Source organism: Pseudomonas sp. CLCA07 (genome assembly GCF_053615335.1).
In genome coordinates, this window is the sequence record NZ_CM132131.1 from 3,407,455 (window position 1) to 3,431,354 (window position 23,900).

Annotated in this window: 24 protein-coding genes and 1 tRNA gene; 15 read left to right on the forward strand and 10 right to left on the reverse strand. The window is 53.7% G+C overall.

What is annotated here, in order from left to right; all coding sequences use genetic code 11:
* Window positions 1-154: 154 nt before the first annotated feature.
* The 8 genes from ACWGZX_RS15755 (at window position 155) to ACWGZX_RS15790 (ending at window position 8,325) form a co-directional block, all read left to right on the forward strand.
* A complete protein-coding gene (locus tag ACWGZX_RS15755; protein ID WP_452624522.1) occupies window positions 155-3,067 on the forward strand; it encodes an aminotransferase in 2,913 nt (970 codons plus the stop codon).
* 301 nt (window positions 3,068-3,368) lie between these two features.
* On the forward strand, window positions 3,369-4,247 hold the full coding sequence (gene aguB / locus ACWGZX_RS15760) for an N-carbamoylputrescine amidase (protein WP_452624523.1): 879 nt from the start codon (window positions 3,369-3,371) through the stop codon (window positions 4,245-4,247).
* 5 nt (window positions 4,248-4,252) lie between these two features.
* Window positions 4,253-5,359, forward strand: a complete 1,107-nt coding sequence (aguA, locus tag ACWGZX_RS15765; RefSeq protein WP_452624524.1) for an agmatine deiminase — start codon at window positions 4,253-4,255, stop codon at window positions 5,357-5,359.
* 245 nt (window positions 5,360-5,604) lie between these two features.
* Entirely contained in the window at window positions 5,605-5,817 is a 213-nt protein-coding gene (locus ACWGZX_RS15770; RefSeq protein WP_223514759.1) for a hypothetical protein, read from the forward strand.
* 289 nt (window positions 5,818-6,106) lie between these two features.
* Window positions 6,107-6,856, forward strand: a complete 750-nt coding sequence (locus tag ACWGZX_RS15775; protein WP_452624525.1) for a 2OG-Fe dioxygenase family protein — start codon at window positions 6,107-6,109, stop codon at window positions 6,854-6,856.
* A 46-nt stretch (window positions 6,857-6,902) separates the two neighbouring features.
* Entirely contained in the window at window positions 6,903-7,316 is a 414-nt protein-coding gene (locus ACWGZX_RS15780; protein ID WP_452629023.1) for a GNAT family N-acetyltransferase, read from the forward strand.
* The gene (locus tag ACWGZX_RS15785; protein ID WP_452624526.1) at window positions 7,313-8,029 is read left to right on the forward strand and encodes an AzlC family ABC transporter permease; all 717 of its coding nucleotides are present in this window, start codon (window positions 7,313-7,315) and stop codon (window positions 8,027-8,029) included. Before ACWGZX_RS15780 ends, ACWGZX_RS15785 begins: the two co-directional genes overlap by 4 nt.
* A complete protein-coding gene (locus tag ACWGZX_RS15790) occupies window positions 8,008-8,325 on the forward strand; it encodes an AzlD domain-containing protein (protein WP_452624527.1) in 318 nt (105 codons plus the stop codon). Before ACWGZX_RS15785 ends, ACWGZX_RS15790 begins: the two co-directional genes overlap by 22 nt.
* Here the strand turns inward: ACWGZX_RS15790 and ACWGZX_RS15795 are convergent.
* Together ACWGZX_RS15795 and ACWGZX_RS15800 are read right to left on the reverse strand one after the other, a co-directional pair.
* A complete protein-coding gene (locus tag ACWGZX_RS15795) occupies window positions 8,242-9,168 on the reverse strand; it encodes a LysR family transcriptional regulator (protein ID WP_452624528.1) in 927 nt (308 codons plus the stop codon). The two genes, ACWGZX_RS15790 and ACWGZX_RS15795, sit on opposite strands and share 84 nt — an antisense overlap.
* Before the next feature lie 706 nt (window positions 9,169-9,874).
* Window positions 9,875-10,168: a DUF3077 domain-containing protein gene (locus tag ACWGZX_RS15800; protein ID WP_452624529.1), complete on the reverse strand. Its 294-nt coding sequence runs from the start codon at window positions 10,166-10,168 to the stop codon at window positions 9,875-9,877.
* A gap of 494 nt (window positions 10,169-10,662) precedes the next feature.
* Here ACWGZX_RS15800 and ACWGZX_RS15805 point away from each other — a divergent pair, with 494 nt between their 5' ends.
* On the forward strand, window positions 10,663-10,905 hold the full coding sequence (locus ACWGZX_RS15805; protein WP_452624530.1) for a hypothetical protein: 243 nt from the start codon (window positions 10,663-10,665) through the stop codon (window positions 10,903-10,905).
* On the opposite strand, the gene ACWGZX_RS15810 is transcribed toward ACWGZX_RS15805, so the two are convergent.
* A complete protein-coding gene (locus tag ACWGZX_RS15810; protein WP_452624531.1) occupies window positions 10,902-11,225 on the reverse strand; it encodes a helix-turn-helix domain-containing protein in 324 nt (107 codons plus the stop codon). The genes ACWGZX_RS15805 and ACWGZX_RS15810 overlap by 4 nt on opposite strands.
* Before the next feature lie 221 nt (window positions 11,226-11,446).
* Here ACWGZX_RS15810 and ACWGZX_RS15815 point away from each other — a divergent pair, with 221 nt between their 5' ends.
* The 3 genes from ACWGZX_RS15815 to ACWGZX_RS15825 are packed head-to-tail and all read left to right on the forward strand — an operon-like array spanning window position 11,447 to window position 13,074.
* The gene (locus tag ACWGZX_RS15815) at window positions 11,447-11,668 is read left to right on the forward strand and encodes a tautomerase family protein (RefSeq protein ID WP_059406388.1); all 222 of its coding nucleotides are present in this window, start codon (window positions 11,447-11,449) and stop codon (window positions 11,666-11,668) included.
* Window positions 11,665-12,321 (forward strand): DsbA family oxidoreductase, encoded by a 657-nt coding sequence (locus ACWGZX_RS15820; protein ID WP_452624532.1) that lies wholly within the window; start codon window positions 11,665-11,667, stop codon window positions 12,319-12,321. The genes ACWGZX_RS15815 and ACWGZX_RS15820 overlap by 4 nt, the downstream gene beginning before the upstream one ends.
* 42 nt (window positions 12,322-12,363) lie before the next feature.
* Window positions 12,364-13,074, forward strand: coding sequence for an SDR family NAD(P)-dependent oxidoreductase (locus ACWGZX_RS15825; RefSeq protein ID WP_452624533.1), 711 nt, complete (start codon window positions 12,364-12,366; stop codon window positions 13,072-13,074).
* Between the two features lie 150 nt (window positions 13,075-13,224).
* On the opposite strand, the gene ACWGZX_RS15830 is transcribed toward ACWGZX_RS15825, so the two are convergent.
* The gene (locus tag ACWGZX_RS15830) at window positions 13,225-13,437 is read right to left on the reverse strand and encodes a hypothetical protein (RefSeq protein WP_059181808.1); all 213 of its coding nucleotides are present in this window, start codon (window positions 13,435-13,437) and stop codon (window positions 13,225-13,227) included.
* 721 nt (window positions 13,438-14,158) lie between these two features.
* Window positions 14,159-16,204, reverse strand: coding sequence for a P-loop ATPase, Sll1717 family (locus ACWGZX_RS15835; protein ID WP_452624534.1), 2,046 nt, complete (start codon window positions 16,202-16,204; stop codon window positions 14,159-14,161).
* A 117-nt stretch (window positions 16,205-16,321) separates the two neighbouring features.
* Between ACWGZX_RS15835 and ACWGZX_RS15840 the strand changes: the two genes are divergently transcribed.
* The 3 genes from ACWGZX_RS15840 (at window position 16,322) to ACWGZX_RS15850 (ending at window position 18,910) form a co-directional block, all read left to right on the forward strand.
* Window positions 16,322-16,726 (forward strand): hypothetical protein, encoded by a 405-nt coding sequence (locus tag ACWGZX_RS15840; protein WP_452624535.1) that lies wholly within the window; start codon window positions 16,322-16,324, stop codon window positions 16,724-16,726.
* 136 nt (window positions 16,727-16,862) lie between these two features.
* Window positions 16,863-18,146, forward strand: a complete 1,284-nt coding sequence (locus ACWGZX_RS15845) for an ATP-binding protein (protein WP_452624536.1) — start codon at window positions 16,863-16,865, stop codon at window positions 18,144-18,146.
* A 353-nt stretch (window positions 18,147-18,499) separates the two neighbouring features.
* The gene (locus tag ACWGZX_RS15850) at window positions 18,500-18,910 is read left to right on the forward strand and encodes a hypothetical protein (protein WP_452624537.1); all 411 of its coding nucleotides are present in this window, start codon (window positions 18,500-18,502) and stop codon (window positions 18,908-18,910) included.
* A gap of 228 nt (window positions 18,911-19,138) precedes the next feature.
* Here the strand turns inward: ACWGZX_RS15850 and ACWGZX_RS15855 are convergent, their stop codons facing one another.
* The 5 genes from ACWGZX_RS15855 to ACWGZX_RS15875 all read right to left on the reverse strand — a co-directional run bounded on the left by ACWGZX_RS15855 (window position 19,139) and on the right by ACWGZX_RS15875 (window position 23,768).
* Window positions 19,139-19,414 carry a hypothetical protein gene (locus ACWGZX_RS15855; RefSeq protein ID WP_452624538.1) on the reverse strand — a complete coding sequence of 92 codons (276 nt, stop codon included), beginning with the start codon at window positions 19,412-19,414 and terminating at the stop codon, window positions 19,139-19,141.
* Complete coding sequence (locus ACWGZX_RS15860) at window positions 19,411-20,391, reverse strand: integrase domain-containing protein (RefSeq protein ID WP_452624539.1); 981 nt, start codon at window positions 20,389-20,391, stop codon at window positions 19,411-19,413. The genes ACWGZX_RS15855 and ACWGZX_RS15860 overlap by 4 nt, the downstream gene beginning before the upstream one ends.
* A gap of 906 nt (window positions 20,392-21,297) precedes the next feature.
* Window positions 21,298-22,626 carry a tyrosine-type recombinase/integrase gene (locus tag ACWGZX_RS15865; protein WP_024645034.1) on the reverse strand — a complete coding sequence of 443 codons (1,329 nt, stop codon included), beginning with the start codon at window positions 22,624-22,626 and terminating at the stop codon, window positions 21,298-21,300.
* Window positions 22,627-22,790: 164 nt separating this feature from the next.
* A tRNA-Thr gene (locus ACWGZX_RS15870) sits at window positions 22,791-22,866 on the reverse strand.
* A gap of 77 nt (window positions 22,867-22,943) precedes the next feature.
* Window positions 22,944-23,768, reverse strand: coding sequence for an FkbM family methyltransferase (locus ACWGZX_RS15875; RefSeq protein WP_452624540.1), 825 nt, complete (start codon window positions 23,766-23,768; stop codon window positions 22,944-22,946).
* Between the last annotated feature and the right edge of the window lie 132 nt (window positions 23,769-23,900).

Consider the following 23,900-nt stretch of genomic DNA (forward strand, 5'->3'; position numbering starts at 1 on the left):
GACGATAGAACGAATGAGCATAGCTTGTCGGCAGGAGCGGGGTGGTGCAAGAGGGTTGTTGGTCGTATTTGGGATTTACAGCGTCAACGGGGGGTTGATTATCGACCGATGCAGTGGCGATATAAGCGCCTAATAACATTTCAGAGGTCGCTGTATGCCGCTCGCCACGTTGATTCACCGCGCCAGTTTGCCCAGCCCGCAAGTGTCTGCGCAGCAAGCGCTTGAGCTGCTGGAAGGGCATTACGGGCTGAGCGGGAAGTTGCAGGCTCTTGGCAGCCAGCAGGATCTCAACTTTCGCGTCGATAGCGACCAGGGGCGTTTCGTCCTGAAAATCTGCCGTGGTGATTATGCGGCGCTGGAGCTGCAAGCCCAGCACGCGGGGCTCAAGCATCTGGGCGAGCACTCTGGCGTGAAGGTGCCGCGAGTGATCCCCGCCAAAAACGGGGCTGATCTGCTCACGCTGGAAGTCGCGGGGCAATCGGTGCACGTGCGTCTGCTCGACTACATCGAAGGTCAGTCGCTAACCCACCTCGATCACCTGCCGGGAGCCGTGGTCGCCGGTTTCGGTCAGCTGTGCGGCGAAATGGACCTGGCGCTGGCCGTTTTTGACCATCCGGGCCTTGTGCGCACGTTGCAGTGGGATGCCCGTCACGCCAACGCATTGATCGGCCATTTGCTGCCGGTCATCAAGGATGACGCGCAACGCAGGTTGATCGCCGTTGCCGCCGAACGTGCCGAACGTCACTTGCAACCGCTGGTGGATAGGTTGCCGGTGCAGGCCATTCACATGGACATCACTGACGACAACGTGGTCTGGCAGCGCGACTTGCAACGTCAATGGCAATTGCAGGGCGTGATTGATTTCGGCGACCTGGTCCGCACCTGGCGCATCACCGATCTTTCGGTGACCTGCGCGGCATTACTGCACCACGCCAACGGCGATCCGTTCTACATTTTGCCGGCGATTGAGGCCTATCACGCGGTCAATCCTTTGCAGCATGCAGAACTGCTGGCGCTCTGGCCGCTGATCGTCGCGCGTGCGGCGGTGTTGGTGCTCAGCGGCGAGCAGCAGGTCAGTATTGATCCGGGCAACCAGTACAGTCGCGACAACCTGAACCATGAGTGGGAAATTTTCCGCGTGGCCACGTCGGTGCCGCTGGAATTGATGGAAGCGGTGATCCTGGCGTGCGTTGGCCAGAGCCTGCCGAGCATCGGCAGTGAAGGATTCGCTCCGTTGCTGCCAAGTCTGGTGGGGCGCGAGTTTGCGCTGATCGATCTGGGCGTACTCAGCCCGCATTTCGAGGCGGGTAACTGGGAGCAAGAAGGAATCGATCAGCGACTTCTGACCGAAGCCGCGGCGACCCACGGCCTGGCAGCCAGTCGATATGGGCAATATCGGTTGTCGCGGACTCGTCCAGACAGTGCGGCCGAACCGGACACATGCCCGTTGCATGTCGAGTTGCGAGTGCCCCACGGCACGGCGGTTGAATCGCCCTTTGCTGGTGTGGTTCATCAGCCGGCGGCGGGTGTTCTGCAGCTCGACGGCCCACAACTGAGCGTGCGGTTGTGGGGCGTAACGCCGTCGCTACACACCGGTGCGGCGCTGGTCAAAGGTCAGGTATTGGGCACGGTCAGCGGGCCTCTGATCGTGCAGTTGTGCCGAGGCACGGCTTTCAATGCTCCGCTGTTTTGCACACCTTCGCGCGCCTTGGCGTGGCAAGCCTTGTGCCCATCGCCGGCGGCATTGCTGGGACTGGCCTGTGACGCTGAAGAGGAACTCGATTCGCAGACGCTGCTGGCGCGCCGTAGCGCCAGTTTCGCGCGAACCCAGAAGCACTATTACGTCGACCCGCCGCGCATTGAACGCGGCTGGCGCAACCACCTGATCGACATGCAGGGCCGCTCCTACCTCGATATGCTCAATAACGTCGCGGTACTCGGCCACGGACATCCGCGCATGGCGGCGGTCGCCAGTCGTCAGTGGTCGCTGCTCAACACCAACTCGCGCTTCAACTATGCGGCGGTTGCCGAGTTTTCCGAACGCTTGCTGAAGTTGGCGCCGGACTCCATGGACCGCGTATTCCTGGTCAACAGCGGCAGCGAGGCCAACGATCTGGCGATTCGCCTGGCATGGGCTTACAGCGGCGGGCGCGACATGCTCAGTGTGCTTGAGGCCTATCACGGCTGGACCGTGGGCGCCGATGCGGTGTCGACGTCGATTGCCGACAATCCCAAGGCCTTGAGCAGCCGTCCCGATTGGGTGCATCCGGTCATCGCGCCGAACACGTATCGCGGCGAATTCCGTGGCCCGGACAGCGCGCCAGACTACGTGCGCAGCGTCGAACACAACCTGGCGAAAATCGCCGGGCAAAAGCGTCAGTTGGCTGGTTTTATTTGCGAGCCGGTGTACGGCAATGCCGGTGGGATCTCGTTGCCACCGGGCTATTTGCAGCAGGTCTACGCGATAGTTCGCGCGCAGGGTGGCGTGTGCATCGCCGACGAAGTGCAGGTCGGTTACGGGCGCATGGGCCATTTCTTCTGGGGCTTTGAAGAGCAGGGCGTGGTGCCGGACATCATCACCATGGCCAAAGGCATGGGCAACGGCCAGCCGTTGGGCGCGGTGATCACGCGGCGGGAAATTGCCGAAGCGCTGGAGGCTGAAGGTTATTTCTTCTCGTCGGCGGGCGGCAGTCCGGTCAGTTGCCAGATCGGCATGGCGGTGCTGGACGTAATGGAAGAGGAAAAGCTCTGGGAAAACGCTCAGGTGGTGGGCGGGTATTTCAAGGAGCGACTGGAAGCGCTGATCGATATTCATCCGCTGGTGGGCGCGGTGCACGGCTCTGGCTTCTATCTGGGTGTCGAATTGATCCGCAACCGCGACACCCTGGAACCGGCGACCGAAGAAACCACCGTGCTGTGTGATCGTCTGCGAGAGCTGGGGATTTTCATGCAGCCGACCGGCGACTTCCTCAACGTTCTCAAAATCAAACCACCGATGGTGACCTCGCGGCAGAGCGTGGACTTCTTCGTGGACATGCTCTCCAAGGTGCTCGCAGAAGGCCTATAAACCCATCCCCTGTAGGAGCGAGCTTGCTCGCGAAGGCGGTATGTCAGTCGACGTTGATGTCGGCTGACACTCCCTCTTCGCGAGCAGGCTCGCTCCTACATTGGTACGGAGTTAATTCGATAGATATCGACTTTTCAGCAAAAAAAAATGACGGAAGGTTTGTTAGTGGCTTCTAAAGCCGATATTTATCGGCTATAAAGTCACCGCTGCCTCGGTGTGGACGAACCACGCCCAGTGCTTCTCATTTCTGTCATGGGTCGATGCCACACTCGACCCCAAGCCTTTGCTCAGGAGCCGATTCATGAGCCGTATCGTTACCGTCGCCGCTACCCAGATGGCCTGTTCCTGGGACCTTGAAGCCAATATCGAAACCGCTGAGAAGCTGGTCCGTGAGGCTGCGGCCAAAGGCGCGCAGATCATCCTGATTCAGGAACTGTTCGAAGCCCCGTACTTCTGCCAGAAGCCGAACCCGGATTACCTGCAACTGGCCACGACCGTTGAAGACAACGTTGCCATCAAGCACTTCCAGAAAGTCGCCAAAGAGCTGCAAGTGGTGCTGCCGATCAGCTTCTACGAATTGGCCGGACGCGCGCGCTTCAACAGCATCGCGATCATCGATGCCGACGGTTCCAACCTCGGGATTTATCGTAAAAGCCACATCCCGGACGGCCCTGGCTACCACGAGAAGTATTACTTCAACCCGGGCGATACCGGTTTCAAAGTGTGGAACACCCGTTACGCGAAAATCGGCGTGGGCATCTGCTGGGATCAGTGGTTCCCGGAGTGCGCGCGCAGCATGGCGTTGCAGGGCGCGGAAATCCTGTTCTACCCGACCGCCATCGGCAGCGAACCGCACGACAAGACAATTTCCTCCCGTGATCACTGGCAGCGCGTACAACAGGGTCATGCCGGCGCCAACCTGATGCCGGTGATCGCCAGCAACCGCATCGGCAACGAAGAGCAGGACGGCTACGACATTACCTTCTATGGCTCGTCGTTCATCGCCAATCAGTTCGGCGAAAAAGTTCAGGAGCTCAACAAAACCGAAGAAGGTATTCTGGTGCACACTTTCGACCTCGACGAGCTGGAACATATTCGCAGCGCGTGGGGTTCGTTCCGTGATCGTCGCCCGAACCTGTACGGCGCACTGAAAACTCTCGACGGTTCCCTGGAGTCCTGATTGTCATGACCACTTTGCACACCACGCCTCGCGCCGACGGCTTCTATATGCCGGCCGAATGGGCGCCACATACCCAGACCTGGATGATTTGGCCCGAGCGCCCGGACAACTGGCGCCTGGGTGGCAAACCGGCGCAAGCCGCACACGTGGCGGTGGCAAAAGCCATCGCGCGTTTCGAGCCGGTGACCGTCGGTGTTTCCGCTGGCCAGTACGAAAACGCTCGCGCACGTCTCGACGTGCCGAACATTCGTGTGGTGGAAATGTCCAGCGATGACGCGTGGGTTCGCGACACAGGCCCGACCTTTGTCATCAATAACCGTAGTGAAGTCCGGGGTGTGAACTGGGACTTCAACTCCTGGGGCGGTTTCGACGGCGGCCTGTATTCGCCGTGGAACCGAGATTCGCAAGTCGGCGGCAAAATCCTCGAGATCGAGCGCAGCCAGCGTTATCGTACCGAAGGCTTCGTGCTCGAAGGCGGTTCGATTCACGTCGATGGCGAAGGCACCCTGATCACGACCGAAGAATGCCTGCTCAACCGCAATCGCAATCCGCACCTCAATCGTGCAGAGATCGAAGCGGTGCTCAGCGCGAATCTGGCTGTGGATAAAATCATTTGGCTGCCGGACGGTTTGTTCAACGACGAAACCGACGGCCATGTGGATAACTTCTGCTGCTACGTGCGTCCGGGTGAAGTATTGCTGGCCTGGACCGATGACCCGCAAAACCCGAACTACCCGCGCTGCCAGGCGGCAATGAACGTGCTGCAAAACAGCACCGACGCCAAGGGTCGCCCGTTCACGGTGCACAAGATGCCGATTCCGGGGCCGCTGTATGCGACGCAAGAAGAGTGCGCCGGTGTTGACCCGGTAGACGGCACTCAGGAGCGCAATCCGACTGTTCGTCTTGCCGGTTCTTACGTGAACTTCCTGATCGTCAACGGCGGGATTATTGCGCCGAGCTTCGATGACCCGCTGGACGGCCCGGCAAAAGAAATTTTGCAGACGCTGTTCCCGCAACATGAAGTGGTGATGGTGCCAGGCCGGGAACTGTTACTGGGAGGCGGTAACATCCACTGCCTTACCCAACAGCAACCCGCGCCGCACAAGGAGTGAGTGAGGTTGTAACATCTTGAGTCAATTGCAAAAACTGTTGAGCAGATGTTAATCCTCCCTTCTATATGAAAAGCCCGCAGCCCTAAAGGACTGCGGGCTTTTTTGTATCCGCTTGTCGAAAGTACCGAAACATTGGCACAGCTCTTGTATCTATCACCGCGCGAAACAGGGAGGGGGAGAACTGCGATGTTCTGTCATAAACCTTGGATAAGTTAGCCGCTCACGAACCAGGAGAGAGCGCTGAAATGAACGCCGAAGTAAACGTAGTGAGCGAGCGGGCGTTGCATCCCCTGGCAATAAATGGCGAATCGCTCCAGGACCTTGCGCACTGGTTGAAGTCCAATGGAATGCGTCAGATCAGTGAACCTGATCCGCGTCGGACGATGATCGAGCGCTACCCCGCTGGTTTATTCAGTGAGGCGGAACTGGAAGCGTTGTGGGATGTGATGGAAGGATAAGAAGAAAAAACAAAGGATTGATAAAGCGCTGCCGGGATGGCGGCGCTTTTTTATGGGCGATGGTTTTATGAGCGACAAAAAATCGAAAACCCCCGGACTGGTTCGGTGGGTTTTTTGCCTCATTACAGTAAAAAAGCACTAAAAACGGCTGTTCTCAGTCGTAAAAAGTCGAATTCAAGCCACTTCAAACGCCGTTTCAAGCCGTGCTTGAGATGCCTGAAATTCTTTCTCATGGACGCAAATCCTGTGCTCTCTAGATTAGGTTGCTAAATGCACGGAGATTTAAAAAATGCTCGTTTTGAACAAAGAAGTGGGCGAATCGCTACGGCGCGATAAATACGTCAACGTCAAAAGTAGCGACTTCAATTTATTCGGTCACTTCTCCGACTTCGTCAGATTGACCAGAAGTTGGGAAAACATGGAGCCTGACAGTTACTACGGTCAGGCCGAGGCGGGCAATCGGTACCGTCGCTACAGCGATTTCGAGTACAACCCGGTGACGCGTGAACTGACACAGCTGGAACACCGCGCTTACGTTCAGTCCAAGGCCAACAACAGCTATGTGGGCGGAATGGTGCGGCACTTCCAGGACTTCTCCGATGAAATCATCCATTCACCGGTGATGCGCAGCCTGATTGACACGGATTTCGACGTGTACAAAAACGTTCTGCCACCGGAACTGCACAACGAAATCTGGCAATGCCAAATTCACCAGATCCGTATCGAGATCAAGCCAGGCAAACAACTGGAGATTACCCCGGAAGGTATTCACTGCGACGGCTACCCGTTCAGCGGTGTGCATTTTTGGGGGCGTAATAACGTGGAGGGGGCGGAGAGCCGCTTGTACAGCGCCCATGAACAAGAGCATTTGGCGTCGACAACGTACGAGGAGATTCTCGATACCACTTACTTCCTTGATCGGGACATGCGCCACTACGTCACACCGGCGCGCAATACCCATTCCCACAACATGGCTTATCGACAAATTCTGGCGATCTCCTTCTCGCGGCCCGGGACCGCTTTTGACATTGTTCGCTGAACAGCTCGACCCCATGATGAGCCTCGCCGAGTGCCCTGCACCGGTGATGTTGCGGCGCACGACGACCAAAGATGCGCAGCGCCTGGAACGCTTCTTTCGGCAATTCGAAGAGGTGTCTTTCTGTGAATGGCAGGACGCCAAATGCCTGCGCGGGGTGTTGGTGCAAAAAACCACCACCTCGTTTATCGCGCTGGACCTCAGTGGCGAAATCGTTGGCGCGGTGCTGGGTGGCATGCTCGGCAGTCGCGGCACCATCAACCACTTGGCGGTCAGCCCGATGTACCGCAGCCAGGGCGTTGGTCAACGGCTGGTTGAAGCGGCATCTGCGGACATGAAACGCGTGGGCGTGCTGAGGATGTTCCTGTTTGTTGACGATACGAACCTCGCCGGCAAACGTTTTTGGAGTGCCCAGGGTTTTTGCGAACCGCGCGGCGAAAGAACATTTGAGAGAGATCTATGAATGAGACGTCCAGCAGCCAGCCGCTGATGGTCGGGCCCCGGCGTTCGCGCACCTTTGCCGAAGCCAGCCCGGTAGTGGCGGGTTATTTCACGGTGTCGTTTGTGTTCGGTCTGATGGCGGTCAATGCCGGGATGCCTGTGTGGTTGCCGGTCGCCATGTGCCTGTTCGTTTACGCTGGCGCTTCGCAGTTTGCCGCCCTGGCGTTGATTTCCAGTGGTGCGTCGCTGACCACCATTGTCCTCACCACGTTTCTGATCAACGCGCGGCACATGCTGATGTCGGTCTACATGGCCAAGGCGTTGCAGGCGATGGGGCTCAGTCGACTTGAGCGTTGGTGTTATGCGGGTGGGTTGACCGATGAATCGTTCGCTTTCCACAGCGTCAAACTGGGCAAGGGGGCGCCGGTCAATGTGCGTTACCTGATCGGCTTCAATCTGTATTGCCACACCTCATGGGTGCTCGGCGGTTTGCTCGGGGCGATTTGCGCGCAGTACGCGGCGAACTTGATCAAGTATCAGCTCGACTACGCGTTGACGGCGATGATGCTCTACGTGCTGGTTTCACTGTGCAATACCCGTAACAAACTCATCGCCGCACTGGCCGCCGTCGCTTGCATGGGCGCGCTGAGCCTGGCCGGCAGCTCGCCGTTTAACGTGTTTATCGCCACCTTTGTGGGCTGCGGGGTGGGTGTATGCCTGACCAAACGTTCCTGATTCTGGTCGTTGTATTGATGATGGCTGTTACATTTTTGCCGCGAGCATTGCCGCTGCAAGTGAACACCGACCATTGGCCGCCCTTCGTCGCCCGGGCGCTGGAATACTTGCCGGTGGCGATCGTCGCTGCCATCAGCCTCACGCCGTTGTTGATCAAGGATCAACACCTGCAGCTCGATCGCCCGGAATTTTATGCCGCGATTCCGACGTTGTTATGTGCGTACTTCAGCAAAAACCTCTTTCTCTCCGTTGCGGTGGGAACGGCTGCGTACATTGCGCTCGGCTCGTTCATGTAGCGGAAGGTCGACCACGTCTTGCAGAGCCTGGCCCGACAACTCAGGGTTATTGACCGCCAACCGCACTTCGAGGGCATCCTCGAAGCCAGGGAAAATGGTCAAGCCATTACGTTGGGCTGCGTCACGGGACACCATGCCGAGGCCATCCATTTGCGTGATCAGCGACAGCGTCAGCGTCTCACTGCAGGAATAGACCATCCGTTTGCTCGACTCGTAATTGCCAAGGCCGGCGTCGAGAAAACGCAAAAAACTGTGGGAGTAAGGACAATCGCCGGCCGGCCGCACCTGAAACTTGTTGCCGAGCATCACCAACGGATCGTTTTCCTGACCACAATGGGCACCGACCACCTGCACCTGAACTTCGGGCAGGATAATGCTCGGCAACCCCGGCTGCTGCGGGCCGATCAACACGGCCAGGTCGAAATCTTCATTCTTCAGCTTGCTGAGGTTTTCCATCGACTCGGCGTAGCTGAATTCCAGCTGATAGTCGGGAAATACCTCAATCAGGCGTCCGATCATTCTCCGATTGAAGTCAGACGAAAGCGTGGTGTTCAGCGCCACCTTGAGCGTGCGCTGCCCAGGCACCTTCAGCGCAGCTACTTTTTCTTCGAGTTGCCGCGTGGCCAGCAACACCTTGTCCATGTAAGGCGTGAGTTCCGAGCCCTGCGCGGTCAGGGTCAATCCCTTGTTGGAGCGACGAAACAACCGAAAACCAAACTGCTCTTCGACCTTGTTCAACTGCGCAGCCAATGCCTGCACCGTTAAACAGGAATGCTCTGCCGCCGCCGACAAAGAGCCGGTCTGCACTATGCGCATGAGGTTGCGTAGGGTTCTGCTATCCATGGGGTAATGCCCTCTAAAGTGGGCTGGCTATTGTTGAGTACCTGGCCGTCGGTTGGGCGATACGTGTTGGCTATAATCCTGCACCCGAACCCGCTTGTCCCGAGTTTAGTAGCGAAATGATGTTGGCGTCCGATAGTTGGAGGGTTACGTAGGGTCGGGGGTTTTGGGGGCGGGTGGGTGATAGGGGTCAAAAAATGCTCGGACCGGGAGGTTTGGGCATTTTTTTGGGCGGGAAGGGGGGGGTAGCGGTGCGGGTTTCTGCCTGCGGGTGGATCGGGCTCAACTCGTCAAACTGCTATTTTCAAGCATAAAAAAAGCAGCCGATCAGGCTGCTTCAAAAACAAGAGGTCTCACCCGAGCGCTGATGTTCAAGTCATCAACGGGGTTCCTAACGCCGACTATCGCCACTTGAAGGCAGTCGGTTTCGCGCTCTTGGAGGCCAGTCTCAGCAACAAGTGGGGCTTGTGTCAACTCCAGGCTATAAACGCTAGTTTTCAGAAGTGAGTGAGAACTGAGCGGGTATGCAACGTTTGTTAATACTTCAGAGTGATTTGGCCGATTTCGAACCGTTTTTATGCAAAAGGTCAATTTTATGATCGTTTTTGTGCACGAAAACTCGTTTTTATGCAGAAGACCTGAATTTCTAACGATGTTCCTCACGCTAAAAGCCTCGAGCAATTCGAGGCTTTTTTGTGTGTGGTTTAAATCATGAGGCGACGCTATTGGCTCGGTTGTTACACGGTGCGGCTAGCACCTTCACCACGTCATCGATGATCGCTTTACTCATGTCCTGCAAATAATGCGATGCCCAGGCATGGCGGTCGGTATCGCGAACCATCGCGGCATCTGATGCGAGGAGTTTGGCGATGTGGAGCAGATCGGAAGCGTGGGAGAGGGCCTGGATCACCGGGACGCCGGCGTTGATGCGGAACAGTGCTTCGTTGGCGTGGTAGGAGAAGGGGGTGAGGCCGATGGTTTTGAGGTCTTGAGGGTTGGTCATTGGGCACCTCCGGTTTTTGGGCGGTGGTGGGTATGAACCGGTGGAGCAGTAGCGCAAATTTTGGATGGACTGATAGCGGGCATTAGCAAAAACTCCTGAATCAAAGTTTGAGCTACCACGTTCGTTCTCAGGCGAATGGGTGGCAGCTATGCGCGGGCTGAGAAACCGGAGAAACAGGAACCCGGCAGACCCGAAGGTCTCCCACGCACAGCCGCCATTACACGGAAATGCAGGCACAAAAAAACGCCAACAATCGTGATTATGGGCGCTTGTGCGCCTGTATCTTACTCGGGTTCTCAGGCCCGGTCGCTGAATTGGCAGCGACGACTTGAAGGTAGCTTGAGAGGGAAGGATGCGCAATCGTGGCTAGGTGGTGGCGTGGGGGAACGTTTTAGTGATTTTTATGGCTGGGCAATAATTATTGCCCAGCCATAATTTTCATAATTTGAAAAAGGCTTGCTGAAGCCCCCGACTTGCTGAAGAAGGCATCAGAAATGGATATCGAATTGGATCAGTTTCAAAAGGATTTGCTGGAATCTGTACGCGAAATGAATGAGAGCGAAGCGCTTCCAATTACTGAGGGGAGGCCGTTAACGAAGGAACGCATCGACTCGCACATGTCGTCTCCAGCGACACGTTCTAATAACGTGTCGCAGAAAGTGAAAAAAAGCGACACGTTACAAGACGGACTACATCAGAAGGGGCTGAGTCCTACTGCAAAATCGCACAACATCTAGCAGGCGTTAGCTTGTGAAATTACGATCTGAGGCAAAGCCCCGGCATCGTTGGATGGCAACGTAAAAGTCGTTCGAAAGCCGAGTTTATCCAGCATGTCCATCATTGCATCGATCGTGAATTTCTCGATCTTGCCAGTGGTGAGCTCTGAGACGCGTGATTGGGTCACGTTCAACCTGGTCGCAGCCTCACTTTGTTTGAGGCCCAGGGTTTTGATGTAGTCAGTGATGAAGATCGATAGCTCCATCTTCAAAGCTTGTTTGCTGGCGACTTCGCTGTCATGCGTGGCATGGAATGGGCTGTCGAAAAATTGAACCGCCATGAACGTCTCCTTCCTTTGAGTTATCTAAAATTTGCGATAAATGCAGGTTAGTCGATTGATCGTTTTTGATGCAAACGTATTGTGTCTGCGAGACATTACTCATTACACCAAGTAACTAATGATGTTCCCGTCCCCACCTTTATCCCCTCCAGCTAACTCCCTACATTGAGCTCCAACGCCTACCCATTCATTCCGAAGGGCAGGTCACTTGGAGATTCCTCATGCCTTTTGTCAGCGTTCGCATTACCCGCGATGGCGTTACCTCAGAGCAGAAAGCTCAGGTGATCGCCGAAATCACTGAAACCCTGGAACGCGTCCTCAAAAAGGATCCGCACCTGACCCACATCGTGATCGAAGAAGTCGACACCGATAACTGGGGTTACGCCGGCATCACCACCACCCAGTACCGCAAGCAACTGGCCGAGGCGGAGGGCAAGTCATGACCGCGTCCGTATCTATCGACTTTGTCTCCGACGTGGTGTGCCCGTGGTGCGCATTAGGCGCTACGGCGCTGGAGCAGGCGATCGAGAACGTGGCCGGTGAAGTCTCGGTGGAGCTCACTTACAAGCCCTTCGAGTTGAACCCGGACATGCCAGCGGTCGGCGAAAAAGCTGTAGAGCACTTGATGCGCAAGTATGGACGCACCGCCGAGGACGTCGCCGCCGGCAAAGCGATGCAGATCGCTCGTGGCGAGGCCATCGGTTTCACGTTCGATCTGGAGAAGCGCACCCACTTCTACAACACGTTTGATGCGCATCGGTTGCTGTTGTGGGCGTTGCAGGAAGGGCGGCAGATCGAGCTGAAGAAGATCCTGTTGCGCGCTTACTTCACCGACGGCCAGAACCCGAGCAATCGCGAGACTCTGGCTCGTCTGGCTAGTGAAGCCGGGCTCGACGCGGCAGCTGCGCAAGAAGTGTTGGCGTCCGGAGCGTTCGCGAAAGAAGTGCGCGAGCTTGAAGAGTTCTACCGCCAGCACGGCATCAACTCTGTCCCGGCCATGATCCTCAACGGTCGTCACCTGGTGTCCGGATCGCAGTCGGTCGAGTACTACGAACAAATGCTGAGGCAGATGGCAAAGGCCCCCGCCGAAGCCTGATTACTTACTTTTCAAATCATCTTTTATTAGCAGAGGTTCATCATGAGCAATTCGAAAAAAGTCATCGTCATTACCGGCGCATCCCAAGGCCTCGGCGCGGGCATGGTCAACGCTTTCCGTGATCTGGATTACAAGGTTGTCGCCACTTCGCGTTCGATCAAACCGTCCACCGACCCGGATATCCTCACCGTGGCGGGCGATATTGGCGACCCAGCTGTTGCGCAGCAAGTGATCCGTGAAACGATCGCACGTTTTGGCCGCATCGACACACTGGTCAACAACGCCGGGATCTTCATCGCCAAACCGTTCACCGCGTACACCGCTGAAGACTATGCCAATGTGTTGTCGGTGAACCTGAATGGCTTCTTCTACATCACCCAACTCGCGATCACCGAGATGGAAAAACAAGGCAAAGGCCACGTCGTCAACATCACCACCAGCCTGGTGGACCACGCGATTGATGGTGTGCCGTCGGTATTGGCTTCGCTGACCAAAGGTGGTTTGAACGCAGCGACCAAGTCCCTGGCCATTGAGTACGCCAAGCGTGGGATTCGGGTGAATGCGGTTTCCCCAGGCATCATCAAGACGCCGATGCATGGCGAGGAAACGCATGAAGCGCTGGGGAATCTGCACCCGGTTGGGCACATGGGCGAGATCAGCGACATTGCTCAGGCGGTTGTTTATCTGGATGGCGCCAACTTTGTCACCGGAGAAATTCTGCATGTGGATGGTGGGCAGAGCGCTGGTCACTAAGGCCTGGTTTACAAACGCCAGAAACAACAAAGCCCTCGTATTTCTACGAGGGCTTTGTTTTGTATGGTGCCGGCACCAGATTGAAAAATAGATCTGGGAATCATCTGGCCGGCCTCCCCACCTCACGTAGGTGGCGAGTGATTCCATTCGCTACAGACAAGAAAGCTCCACATCTTCGTCGTCGGGGACTTCGTCCGTAACAATCACTCGTGCGTGCGCGCTGTGCTCGTCCTCCATGCGCAATCCGAAGTAGCGAGTATCGTTGGCGTCCCAAAATGCCTCTATCTGCGCCATGGGTGCATGCTCAAGCAGCACCTCCGCGCTGTGCTCCAAGATGATCGAGTAACGTCGTTCGGTGTTCATTACAAAGGGGCTCGCAACGGCGGAGTGAAGTGGCAGATTGTGCATAAGCACTGCCGCCATTATGCCGCCTCACTGATTTTCGACCGTAACCGCTCATCGTTTCGGTGAGGTATGCAGACACGCGGTAGCAGAATTGGATACGTCGATTGCGCACCTGTGTTGAATATCACCACCCCCTCAGCGAGAGGCGAAAGAGACCGGAAGAGGGGGGCAAACACGAAATGGGGAACGAACGGGGGGAAACTCAGGAGCGAAAGACCCATAAACGAAAAAGGCCCACCGCAAGGTGAGCCTTTTTCGTTGTTCTATATGGTGCCGGCACCAGACGAACGGTAGTGGTCGGCGGGGCTAGATTTTCTGCGGGTCTGGAAGTCTGTGGAAAATTTGGCGTACCCCGACAAGTAACTATAAATAAATCAGCTAGTTATGGCGTTCGGTGGAATCGAATCGGGATTTTTTAGATGTGAGCACATTGTCGGTCTGTAAGTAATTCAGAGCCGCATACGAATGGTAACCCCCCTGAATTTGAACGTTGTCGATCATATTTTTCGTAGAGAATAGGCAGAAACCCGCCAAAAGCTGCCGTGGCGACAGGCAGCAGACGGCCAAAAGTAGTCGGTCAGATGTGTGCAAGAAATTGGGGGCGATTCAGAGAGCGGCCGGGAGCAACCGGCTAGAACGTCAAAGATTTGCACTAATTTAGACACCGTTTTTTCTTCCGCTATGATATCTGGCGAATCGTTTGATCATATCTGTCTTGTAAGTGTGATTCCTTGAAAGCCCCCTTGATTGCTTGGCGTAGAAAAACCTCCAAGTCTTTCTGCGTCAACAACACAACCAGTCCTGATTTGTTTCGGTTTATTATGTTAGAGATGTGACGATAATAACTGTTTTTTACCTCCTCGCCACGGAAGGCAAGGATACCAAATCGTCCAAAAGTGTCATTAAGATAATAGTTGATCTGATGAAAATCACTTGCGCTTAGGTCTTCGTAGTTTTTACACTCCCATACGACTTGGGTAGAACCGTATTTATTCCTTATGACTTCCCAAAATCCGTCAGGCGCTCGGTTTGACGCTATCCAATCACGTATTGAGGCGCCATCGTGACTTCGCTCGTGTGGTTGAACATTCGTCAAAGACCGAAAGAAACAAAGTTTTATGATATTGCCTACAATTTCTTCAAATCCAGCAGCCCCCGACGGTCCCTTGGGCAAGGTACGCAAATTATCTAATGTGTCCTGCAACGCACCTTTATAGTCGTCCAAGTTAAAGGTGTCGGGCAGCTCCTCTAAGATGCCTTCATTCTTCAGCTGCGTTTCGTCGCGCAAATCCTTCAACAGCAGTGGTTGAAGATTTAGCGCTTCGTGGTAGGTGGGATGAATATAGAAGGTTGAGCTATTATCAAATGATGGCTTGGCATTTGAGTCTTTGCCAGACTCTTTATACTCCACAGTTTTTTTTCGTCGAATACCAAGAAAACCGATTCCATACAAAACTTCGACGAAACGAAAAGGCGTTGTGTAGTCGTAAAACCAACCATTGCAGTATTTGTTAATGGATTCCGTAACCAGCAACTTTTGAATAAAGTCTTCAATTGCCACCAAGGTATACTCATTACCTAAGCCAAAAAAGTACTCGAGAATTAAACTAATATTTGGATAATTCTCAGCATACTCGTCACCCAAATCCTTGAGTCTACTTGTGCTATAGCGTTTGGACGCGACATCCATGTCTGCGTCTCTAACCTTTTGGTTTCCGTGATTAATGGCTGAGTCTATTGCATAGCTAGTTAACATCAGTACATCCCGAGGCCGATGCTGACAAAGGCTCATCACCGAGGGCACGCTAGTTTTTGAGTCTTCCTCCTCGAAAAAACAATTCCATGCCTCTCCTCCTAGTTTTGGTTTAGTAGTAAAAGGCTTTACCAATCGACGCTCTACAAGCTCGGTAAGTTTTTCAGAGGACCAATCAAGAAAAACCACTGACGTCTCAAGCCTCGCAAACTCATTATCGAGGGAGCGAATTCTGTCATAGATATTTTCGCGTATGAAGACATAGGGCTTTACGTGTTGAGTTGACGCGATTAATCTAACCGTGGCATGCATCAATGCCATGAGGCATATTATAGCTGAGCCAGAACCATCCCAGGACTCATCCAGTCGATCAATTAGGATGATATAACTCATTGGTGAAGAAAATGAGATCTGATTAATTTCCGCCAGCAGGTTTTTGCTTCGACTTATCTGGCGAAGCCATAACTTATCATTGTCTTTGGTATATGCATCAAAAATCTCTTCGGTCAAATTCAAGATACGCTGATCAAAATCACAATCCTCAATCAGGCCTCTTTCTCGTCGGATAGTATCTGGCGCTTTGTCGAAACTTAAACGCCCTTCCATGACCCATATCTTGATCACCTCATCGATCAAAGCCCTTTCCATCGAGTGCATTAATGATTTGAAAGGACGCTGCCTAGTGTCTAGAAACAACTCTTGCTCTAGTGGGAGCCGTAAGAGATCAAATATCTGTGGAACAATATTGATCGTTCGGGGGAAACGCCGCTCAACTTCAAACGTAATAGCGGTTTTCCCGGCGCCGCGACGGCCTATAAAAAAACAGTTAGAGCTATCCGGATTGAGCGCAGAGAGAGTCGCCGGTGTAGTTACGAATAATTCATGATCACTTCTAATTATATCGTACTCTGCAAAAGCCTGGCCCAGCTTTACTCGTTGCAAAGCATCTTTAGGTAACTGGATTTTAGCCAAAGGTAACATCCTTGTGCTTATCAGAGACGCATATAAAGGGATAAATAGCTCTAACGCTCCGCAGCGGAGAGTAGCTGAATTCGGCGAAATCTCCATCCACGGGCGGTTATTGGTCGGATGCCAGACTCATTTTTTACCAATTCCAACGGTCTCGCTCATAAGCTGACCGTATTCAGCCTATTTTTGGCATCACTCTCTTATGAGCGTGGGTCATGTTCCGTCAACGTCGAGGTCCGCACTGGGACGATCTGTACCTGCAACCACTCCCATCTATGGGGCGATTCGGACCTCGGCAACAGGCAGAAAACGGCCATTCAATCAGTTTCCTTCCCGATGCGCTTGTTTGTTCCACATTTGAGACTCTCTGCCTCTCCTGGCTGGCGCAAGGTACACGAGGCTGGCATTATGATGGCTAAATTAGAGCGTCTCCGCATCAGCGATGCTGAACAAATAATCAAAAGGGATTTTTATGAAAAGATATTTTTTGATGTCGCAAAACTTCATGAACAATTGTTGCAGTAGTCGATTTTAGATTGCAGTTTTTCAAGAATGTTTTTTTCGAGTAATGGGTAGTGGTATCTTGAAGCTAATGCGTTACGATTAAAGTTGTTTATAAAACAAGATAGTATTTTTATTTTTAATAATTGAGTATTTAGTAATGAGCTCACCAATAAGTGTTTATGAGGTTTTTACGCCAACCACACCGGCCAGGGCATCATTCATCGAAAGAGAGGAGGTCAATGATAAACTGGTGGAAGCTCTAATGACCCCCGGCACGCAACTGGTAGTATACGGATATTCTGGGTCGGGGAAGTCTACACTTCTGAGGAATAAACTCCGGCAGCTATATGAGCGTGAAATCACTACGCGCTGCACTTCCTCTACTAGTTTTGACCAGCTTATGCTTAGCGCTTTCGATGATCTGGACTCTTACTATATTTCTGAAAAGTTAGATAAAAAAACAAGCTCCATCTCGGCATCTGCACATTCAACGTTGGCTGCTATTAGGACTCAGCTAGCGGCGGCAGCATCTAGCGAAGTATCAAATAAAAAGATCAGAGTAATCCCTCCTCAACTAACGGCCCAGAATTTGGCGAGACTGATGGGGGAAGCTAATTGCTGTTGGGTACTTGAGGATTTTCATAAAATAGATGAGGTTGAACGTACCCAGCTGTCTCAGACCATGAAAGTATTCATGGATATGGCGGATGACTACAGAAATGTAAAAGTTATTGCAATTGGTGCGGTGGATTCGGCAAGGCAAGTGGTGCAATATGATTCAGAGATGCGTACTCGTATTGCAGAAATTCATGTTCCGCTTATGGAACCTCACGAGCTTCAGGAGATCGTGAATCTTGGAACCAAACTTTTAAATATTAGATTTAGTCCGTCGCTTACAAATAAAATTAGTCATTATGCTAATGGGTTGCCTGCGATCTGCCACACGTTGTGCTTAAATATATGTCATGAAAATTCTGTCAGTCATCAGTTGACAACTCTAGTAACACTTTCCGTTGAGCATCTTGAACCTGCTTTGAACAAGTATCTATCTAATACTTCGGACTCGCTGAAAATGGCGTTTGAGGCATCATTAAAGCAAAATCGAAAAACCAAATACGCTCATTCAAAACTTATAATCCATGCATTAGCTCAGTTGGCTCAAGAAGGGGCGACAGCTGATCAGATTCTTCAAAAAGTAAAAAACAAAGAGTCAAGCTACAGCAAGAGGAATCTAACGAATGGAATCGAAAAACTATGTTTGGTTCAACCGACTCCTCTGGTTCGGTTTGATGAAAATTCTGGAAAATATTCGTTCATTGACCCACTATATCGTGCGTTTGCAATGGCATTAAATTCCGATGAGCCGAAGACTACTTTAGAGATCAGTCTGAGCAGTGTGATCGAGGCTTTACTTGCTGGCATTAATAAAAAACCAAGATAGTCTTAGGTCTGTCAGGGTAGGGCGGAAGTTCTGATTTTTTGAAACTTTTCGTGCTTATGACCGACAACTATTGGTCAAAATTTCTGCCAGGAACGTTTGAGTCGCAAGCGAGTAATTAATGTAGGCCGAATAGTTAGTCACCTCCGAAGTAGAAGGTACCTAACATGCGATCTAGACAATATTTGCTCATACTATTTGAATAAGTATGTTAACTGCCCTTAATGTGAGGGTTAGCTAAAAGGGGCTTCGGATGATCGCGGAAATTGCACCATATATCACTATATTGACAGCCATAATTGTAGCTTATTTAACATATCGAAATCAGTTGAGGCTTAAGACTTTTGAGATGTTAATTGAGCGGCGTAACTCTGTACTGGTTGATATTGAAAAGTTTATCGGCGAGCGTTTATAACGCAAATTTTGAGTTTGTTGGTGATGAAGTACCTATTGCGTCAAGAAAATACTCGCGCGAATATTTTCATGAAGGACTGATTCTGATGCATAAGATAAAAGGTTCAAATTTTGGCTCATCTGTTGATGTGCTTAACAATACATTTTGGCAAATTATTGCTAAGCCGGGCTATAATGAGCCGATAATGTCGAAAGAACAATTCAAGGACTGGGTAAGCAGAACTACAAATGTGGTGTCATTAATTTACGGACTCGCACATAGTGAGCTTACAAAAGAGCTGGAAAAAATGGCCTTACCTTGGGTTTCAAGAAAATTTAAGGCATATAAAAACAGAAAGACCATTCAGAGCTAGATCACTGTCAGCTCGGTGAATGCTTTTGGCCGATTCTGTTGAAAAAGTCGACCATGGTTTGCGCAGCAGAAAAGTATGCGTCCGAGATTGAAATCCTTACTTTCGGCAGAGGCCTCCGGACTCAGATTTCACGTAGCAGTGTGCAAAAAGGCGATTTAACCAGTCAATGACCAGGCTGTTTGGGCGAACCGATTTTTTCAACAGAATCGGCCGTTTTCTGACCTTCGTCTAGCGGTTGAACTGCCAGGGTTTTCCTAAGCGATGAGTGAGTAATTGCATGGTCAGCAAATAGTAATAGCGCGTCGATTCAGTGTGCTTGTTTAGGTGGTGATTCAAAAACCACGCAAGGTGTTTTCTCTGCCAAGTCCATGGATTGTCGCATTGCCAGCGCTCAGCGATTGCTGTTTGGATAGCCTTCGCCTGACGCAGGTGGCGTTGGCGCGTGGTATGCGACCCGGTCAGGACGCCCGTCAGGAACAGATCCATATCGAATACCGTGCTCATGCGCGACCACCAATGTAAGCGGCCACCACGACGATACGGTTGTGCCCCAGCTCATAGCTGATTTGTACTCGGGCTTCCTGATCGAGACGTCGGTCGAGTTGATAGCAATGGCCACCGTTGATGGGGGCGGGATGGTGGGTGATTTGCTCATAGCGTTCGCACGCATAGGCTGCCCGCAATTCGTGGAAGCCTTTGAGGTTGTACTGATGGAGGATGTCCCGTGCAGGACGGACGATTCCCCGTTGGAAATCGAGGTAGGTTTCGTTCGGTGCAAGTAGGTTGCGGCTACCGTCGGGTGAGATCTGTTCGGCGAATCTCAGCGCCTCGCGAATATGATCATCCGCCCTGATCCAGCGAGGTGCCGAGGCACCTGAGCGGCCCCCCTTGGTGCCATCCTGGATGTTGATCTTGCCGTATTGTTCGGCCTCACGTTTTAAGCGCGGAAGGTCGGCCAAAATGGCCTCACGTAAGCGCATGCCGGTGGCTCGCGCTAATTGAGCGATGGCCGCGGCACGCGGCTGCTGGTGTGCGCAAAGCACCTCTACGACCCTCTTCACATGTTCGCGTTCTTGGCTTTGCGGCACCGAACGACGAACACTGGTGCGCCGCATTCCTAGCGCCTTGCTCGGACTTGGTACTTTCACATACTGATCACCGCGAAGCGCTGCCAAGGTACGGTTGACGCTGGACAATCGGTTTTGCGCAGTGGCGATGGCGAGCTCACCTTTTTCAACTTGTTGGCGCAGATGTCCGGCATAGTCCAACAAGGTCTTCCGATCAATCTGCCGCGCATCGTTAAACCCCGGCCCATCCTTCGAGCGGCACCAACGTACAAATGCCTGCCATCGATCACTGTGCGCTTTGACCGTGCCGTAATGCCCGCCGCCAAACATGTCCCGCAACGCCTGGGGCCCGGCATAACTCAATTGCCGGCCATAGCCAAAATTCCGCCCATCCCGTCTGCCTACCAATGCCATGATCAAACTCCTCTCGAAGCCAAACCGTTTCAAACCTTCCTCACGTCATCCCGCCAAGAATGTTGAGTGTTATCAGGGATCAAGGCCCCTGCGACCTGTGAGGGTTGTCCACTTACGCGGGACCGACGGCTCCTTACAGCCGGGAGCTAGGGCATTTCATGATCTGGCCTCCTGAGCACTTCCGAAGAAGTGGGCGGGTGGAGGCTGCTCTGGCTGACGAGACCAATGCCGCGAGATCCTGAGACGGGTGAAGGCAGTGATGCGATGACTGGGGCATACCTGACTGTCAGTCAGGTGCAGTCCATTCCGTGAGCTGCGGCTCCATCATCTGCATCGCTGTTGCTGGTGACTTCGGTGTTTGTCACGCCGATTGTCACGAGGGGAAATGCCGCAATGCCTTGTACGAGTTGGGCTGCAGCAGCGGTAGGAGCGCCCGTCTCTTTCCGGGAGAAAGAGACGGGCGCAGGTTGGCGCAAGGAAATGGCCAAGCGGATAGGTTGCTGCAGGGCAGCTATGAAAGGGGATGAGTTGCCGCAGTGGGCACACTAGTAAAAGTAGGCATCCATCACATCGCTGTGACCGTGCGAGCCGCCGGACGCTAATCGCACTTTGGGTGAACCACCACGGTGTGGCGTAGCCTTAGAGGTTCTGGCTACCTGGGTTGCTGTCAACGACAGCGCTTTGCCCGATCTTTTCTACGCCTGTGGGTAATTCGGGTCAAGGCTCGAATTTTCGGGAATTCTGCGGCTGTGGATGAAATTATCCACCGGTGGAAATCTATGGTTTTCCACAGACAATTTGCGTGGGCTTTAGATTTTTTAAATGAGGTCCATCCAAGCAGGGCGGCTTTGCAGCCCCGCTTGGATGGACCCGCGTGGAAGGGCGGACAACGGTGATCTCATAGGCTTACCCACGTTTGGATGCGCCACGGCTATTTTGTAGGGCCGTGATGTTGTCGCCGACAGGGTGAGCGAATTCGTGGGGTGTCACATGCCCATGGCGGTTGGCGTCGATGTAGTTGCTCCACCACGCCATGATCAGCCTGCGCTGTTCGAGGAATTCGGCCTTGTGGATATACGCGGCACGCACGCGGTTGCGTTCCTTATGGCTCATTTGTCTTTCGATGGCTGCGTCGGTCCATAACCCGGACTCCAGTAGGGCGCTACAGGCCATGGTCCTGAAGCCGTGGCCGCACACGTCCTTGCTGGTGTCATAGCCGACGTTGCGGAGCATGGTGTTCACCGTGTTCTCGGACATGGGCTTCCAGTATTTGTGGTCTCCCGGTAGCACTAACTCTGAAAAACGACTGAGGCTGCGCAGGCGCTCCAGTATTTCGATGACCTGCGGCGATAGCGGAACCATTTGAATGTCGCCGTTCATCTTGGTCCCGCGCGTGGAGTTGCGTACCCCTTCAATCGGTGCGCGTGTATCGGGGATTTCCCACATGGCGCGTTGGAGGTCGAACTCACTCCATCGCGCGAAGCGCAGTTCGCTGGAGCGGACGAATACATGCAGCGTGAGTAGGACGGCAAGGCGTGTCAGCTCGCGGCCGTTGTAGTTGTCGATACGGTGCAGCAGTTCGGGTAGGCGGTTGAGGGAGAGGGCTGGGCGATGGACTGTGCGCGGCGCGTGAATCGAGCCTGCCAGATCCAGTGCAGGATTCATGGTGATCTGCCGAGCCCTTTTGGCCCCGCGCATGATGGTGGATAAGTAGTTCTGTACCCTTAACGCCACATCCATGGTGCCGCGTTCCTTGATGCGCTGGGTGATCTCTAGCAGGTCGTGGGTATCGAGTTCGGCGATGGGCCGTTGGCCGATCAGCGGGAAGACGTGGGTGCGCAGTCGGCTCATTACGGTTTTTGCGTGGCCTTCAGTCCAGCGGCGGGACATGTCGGCGTGCCACTCCAGAGCAACGGTTTCGAAAAGCAGTGCCGCCCGCTGGGCTACGATCTTGGCCTTCTTCTTTTCTTCCATTGGGTCGAGGTTGTCGAGCAGCAACGCCTTGGCTTCGTCTCGCTTACGTCGTGCGACGGAAAGGGTAACGATGGGGTAATTGCCGATGATGAGCGTACCTTCCTTGCCGCTGGGCTTGGTGTACTTCAAGCGCCAGGTCTTCACGCCATTGGGTTTGACGAAAAGGTACATGCCGCCGCCGTCGAACAGTTTGTAGGCGCGCTCGCGGGTTTTGGCCGTGCGGCATTGCAGGTCGCTGAGAGGGATCGCTAGACGTGGCATAGGGGTACGCGCTCCTGACCGGAAAATCGCAGTACCCCTAACATACCCTCGGGGAAGGGGGATTTTGTTGGATCCCGACAGAGGGTCCTGGAACGAAAAAACCCGCCAGAAGGCGGGTTTTCGGGGCTTCCAAGGCATTCGGTGGAATGCGATGGAACCTAATGTGGTGCCGGCACCAGGAGTCGAACCCGGGACCTACTGATTACAAGTCAGTTGCTCTACCAACTGAGCTATACCGGCGTGTTGGGCGACGATTATAGCGATTGGATTGGTTCTGTAAACCCCTGAATTCAGACTATTTTTGCGCAGGCTTCAGGTCAGGCGCGAAGCAGGGTTTTCTTGAGTTTCTGAATGGCCTGCCAGGTCCGGCTGTTTTGCATTGCGCGCAGCTGTGCTTCGGCCTGTTCTGCGCGTTGCAAGGCTGCGGCCAGCTGGTGGTCGGCGTCGCCGATGGGGTGGCTGAAGTTGTGGCCTTTGCAGAACTGGAATTCGTCCAGGTTGCAGGGCGGGATGTCGAAGGCGGGTTTGAGGTTCAGGTGTTCTTCGGCGAGGTAGTAGGTGTTGATACCGTCGAACAGGATGGATTGGTAGCCGGCGCCGGTGACGAGGGTTTCCCAGGTCTGGTCGCGGTCCCACGGGGTTTCGATGAGGATGACCCATGGCCGCCATTGGGTGAAGTCCATGCCGCGCAGGACGGTTTCTTCGTGGCCTTCGACGTCGATTTTCAAGAAGTGGATGGGGCGGCCCTGGGCGTGTTCTTCGCAGATGGAGGTCAGGGTGCGGGATTGGACGGTTTGGCTGCGCACGTCCATGCCGGCGTCTTTGTGCATTTGCGCCATGGCCGGGTCAACGGTCGAGAGGCCGGTGCCGGCGATGCCGTAGAAGGTCAGGTTGTCGGCGCTTTCACCGGCCACGCATTGCAGGTTGGTGTCTTTGGGGCGTTGCTGGCACAACGCTTCATAGTAATTGGGCATCGGTTCGACGTTGATGCCGGTCCAGCCGTGGTCGTAGAACGCTTTAGTGACCGAGTCGTGGGTGGGATCGTTGGCCCCGACGTCGATATAGAAGCCGTTCTCGACGGTTTTGAGGGCGCGCCACAGGCGTATGTCTTCGAAATTCTGTGCGTAAGAAATGAACGTCACTGTCGCATCCTGTCGGTCGAATTTTCTTGTTCGTGGGCGCGCTGTCGGCGCCCTTGCGTGTTTGTATAACAAGAGTCGGGAAGCGGTGCAATTTTCCCCGCGTGACGTCCGGGTTTAGGCGCTTATGTCGTT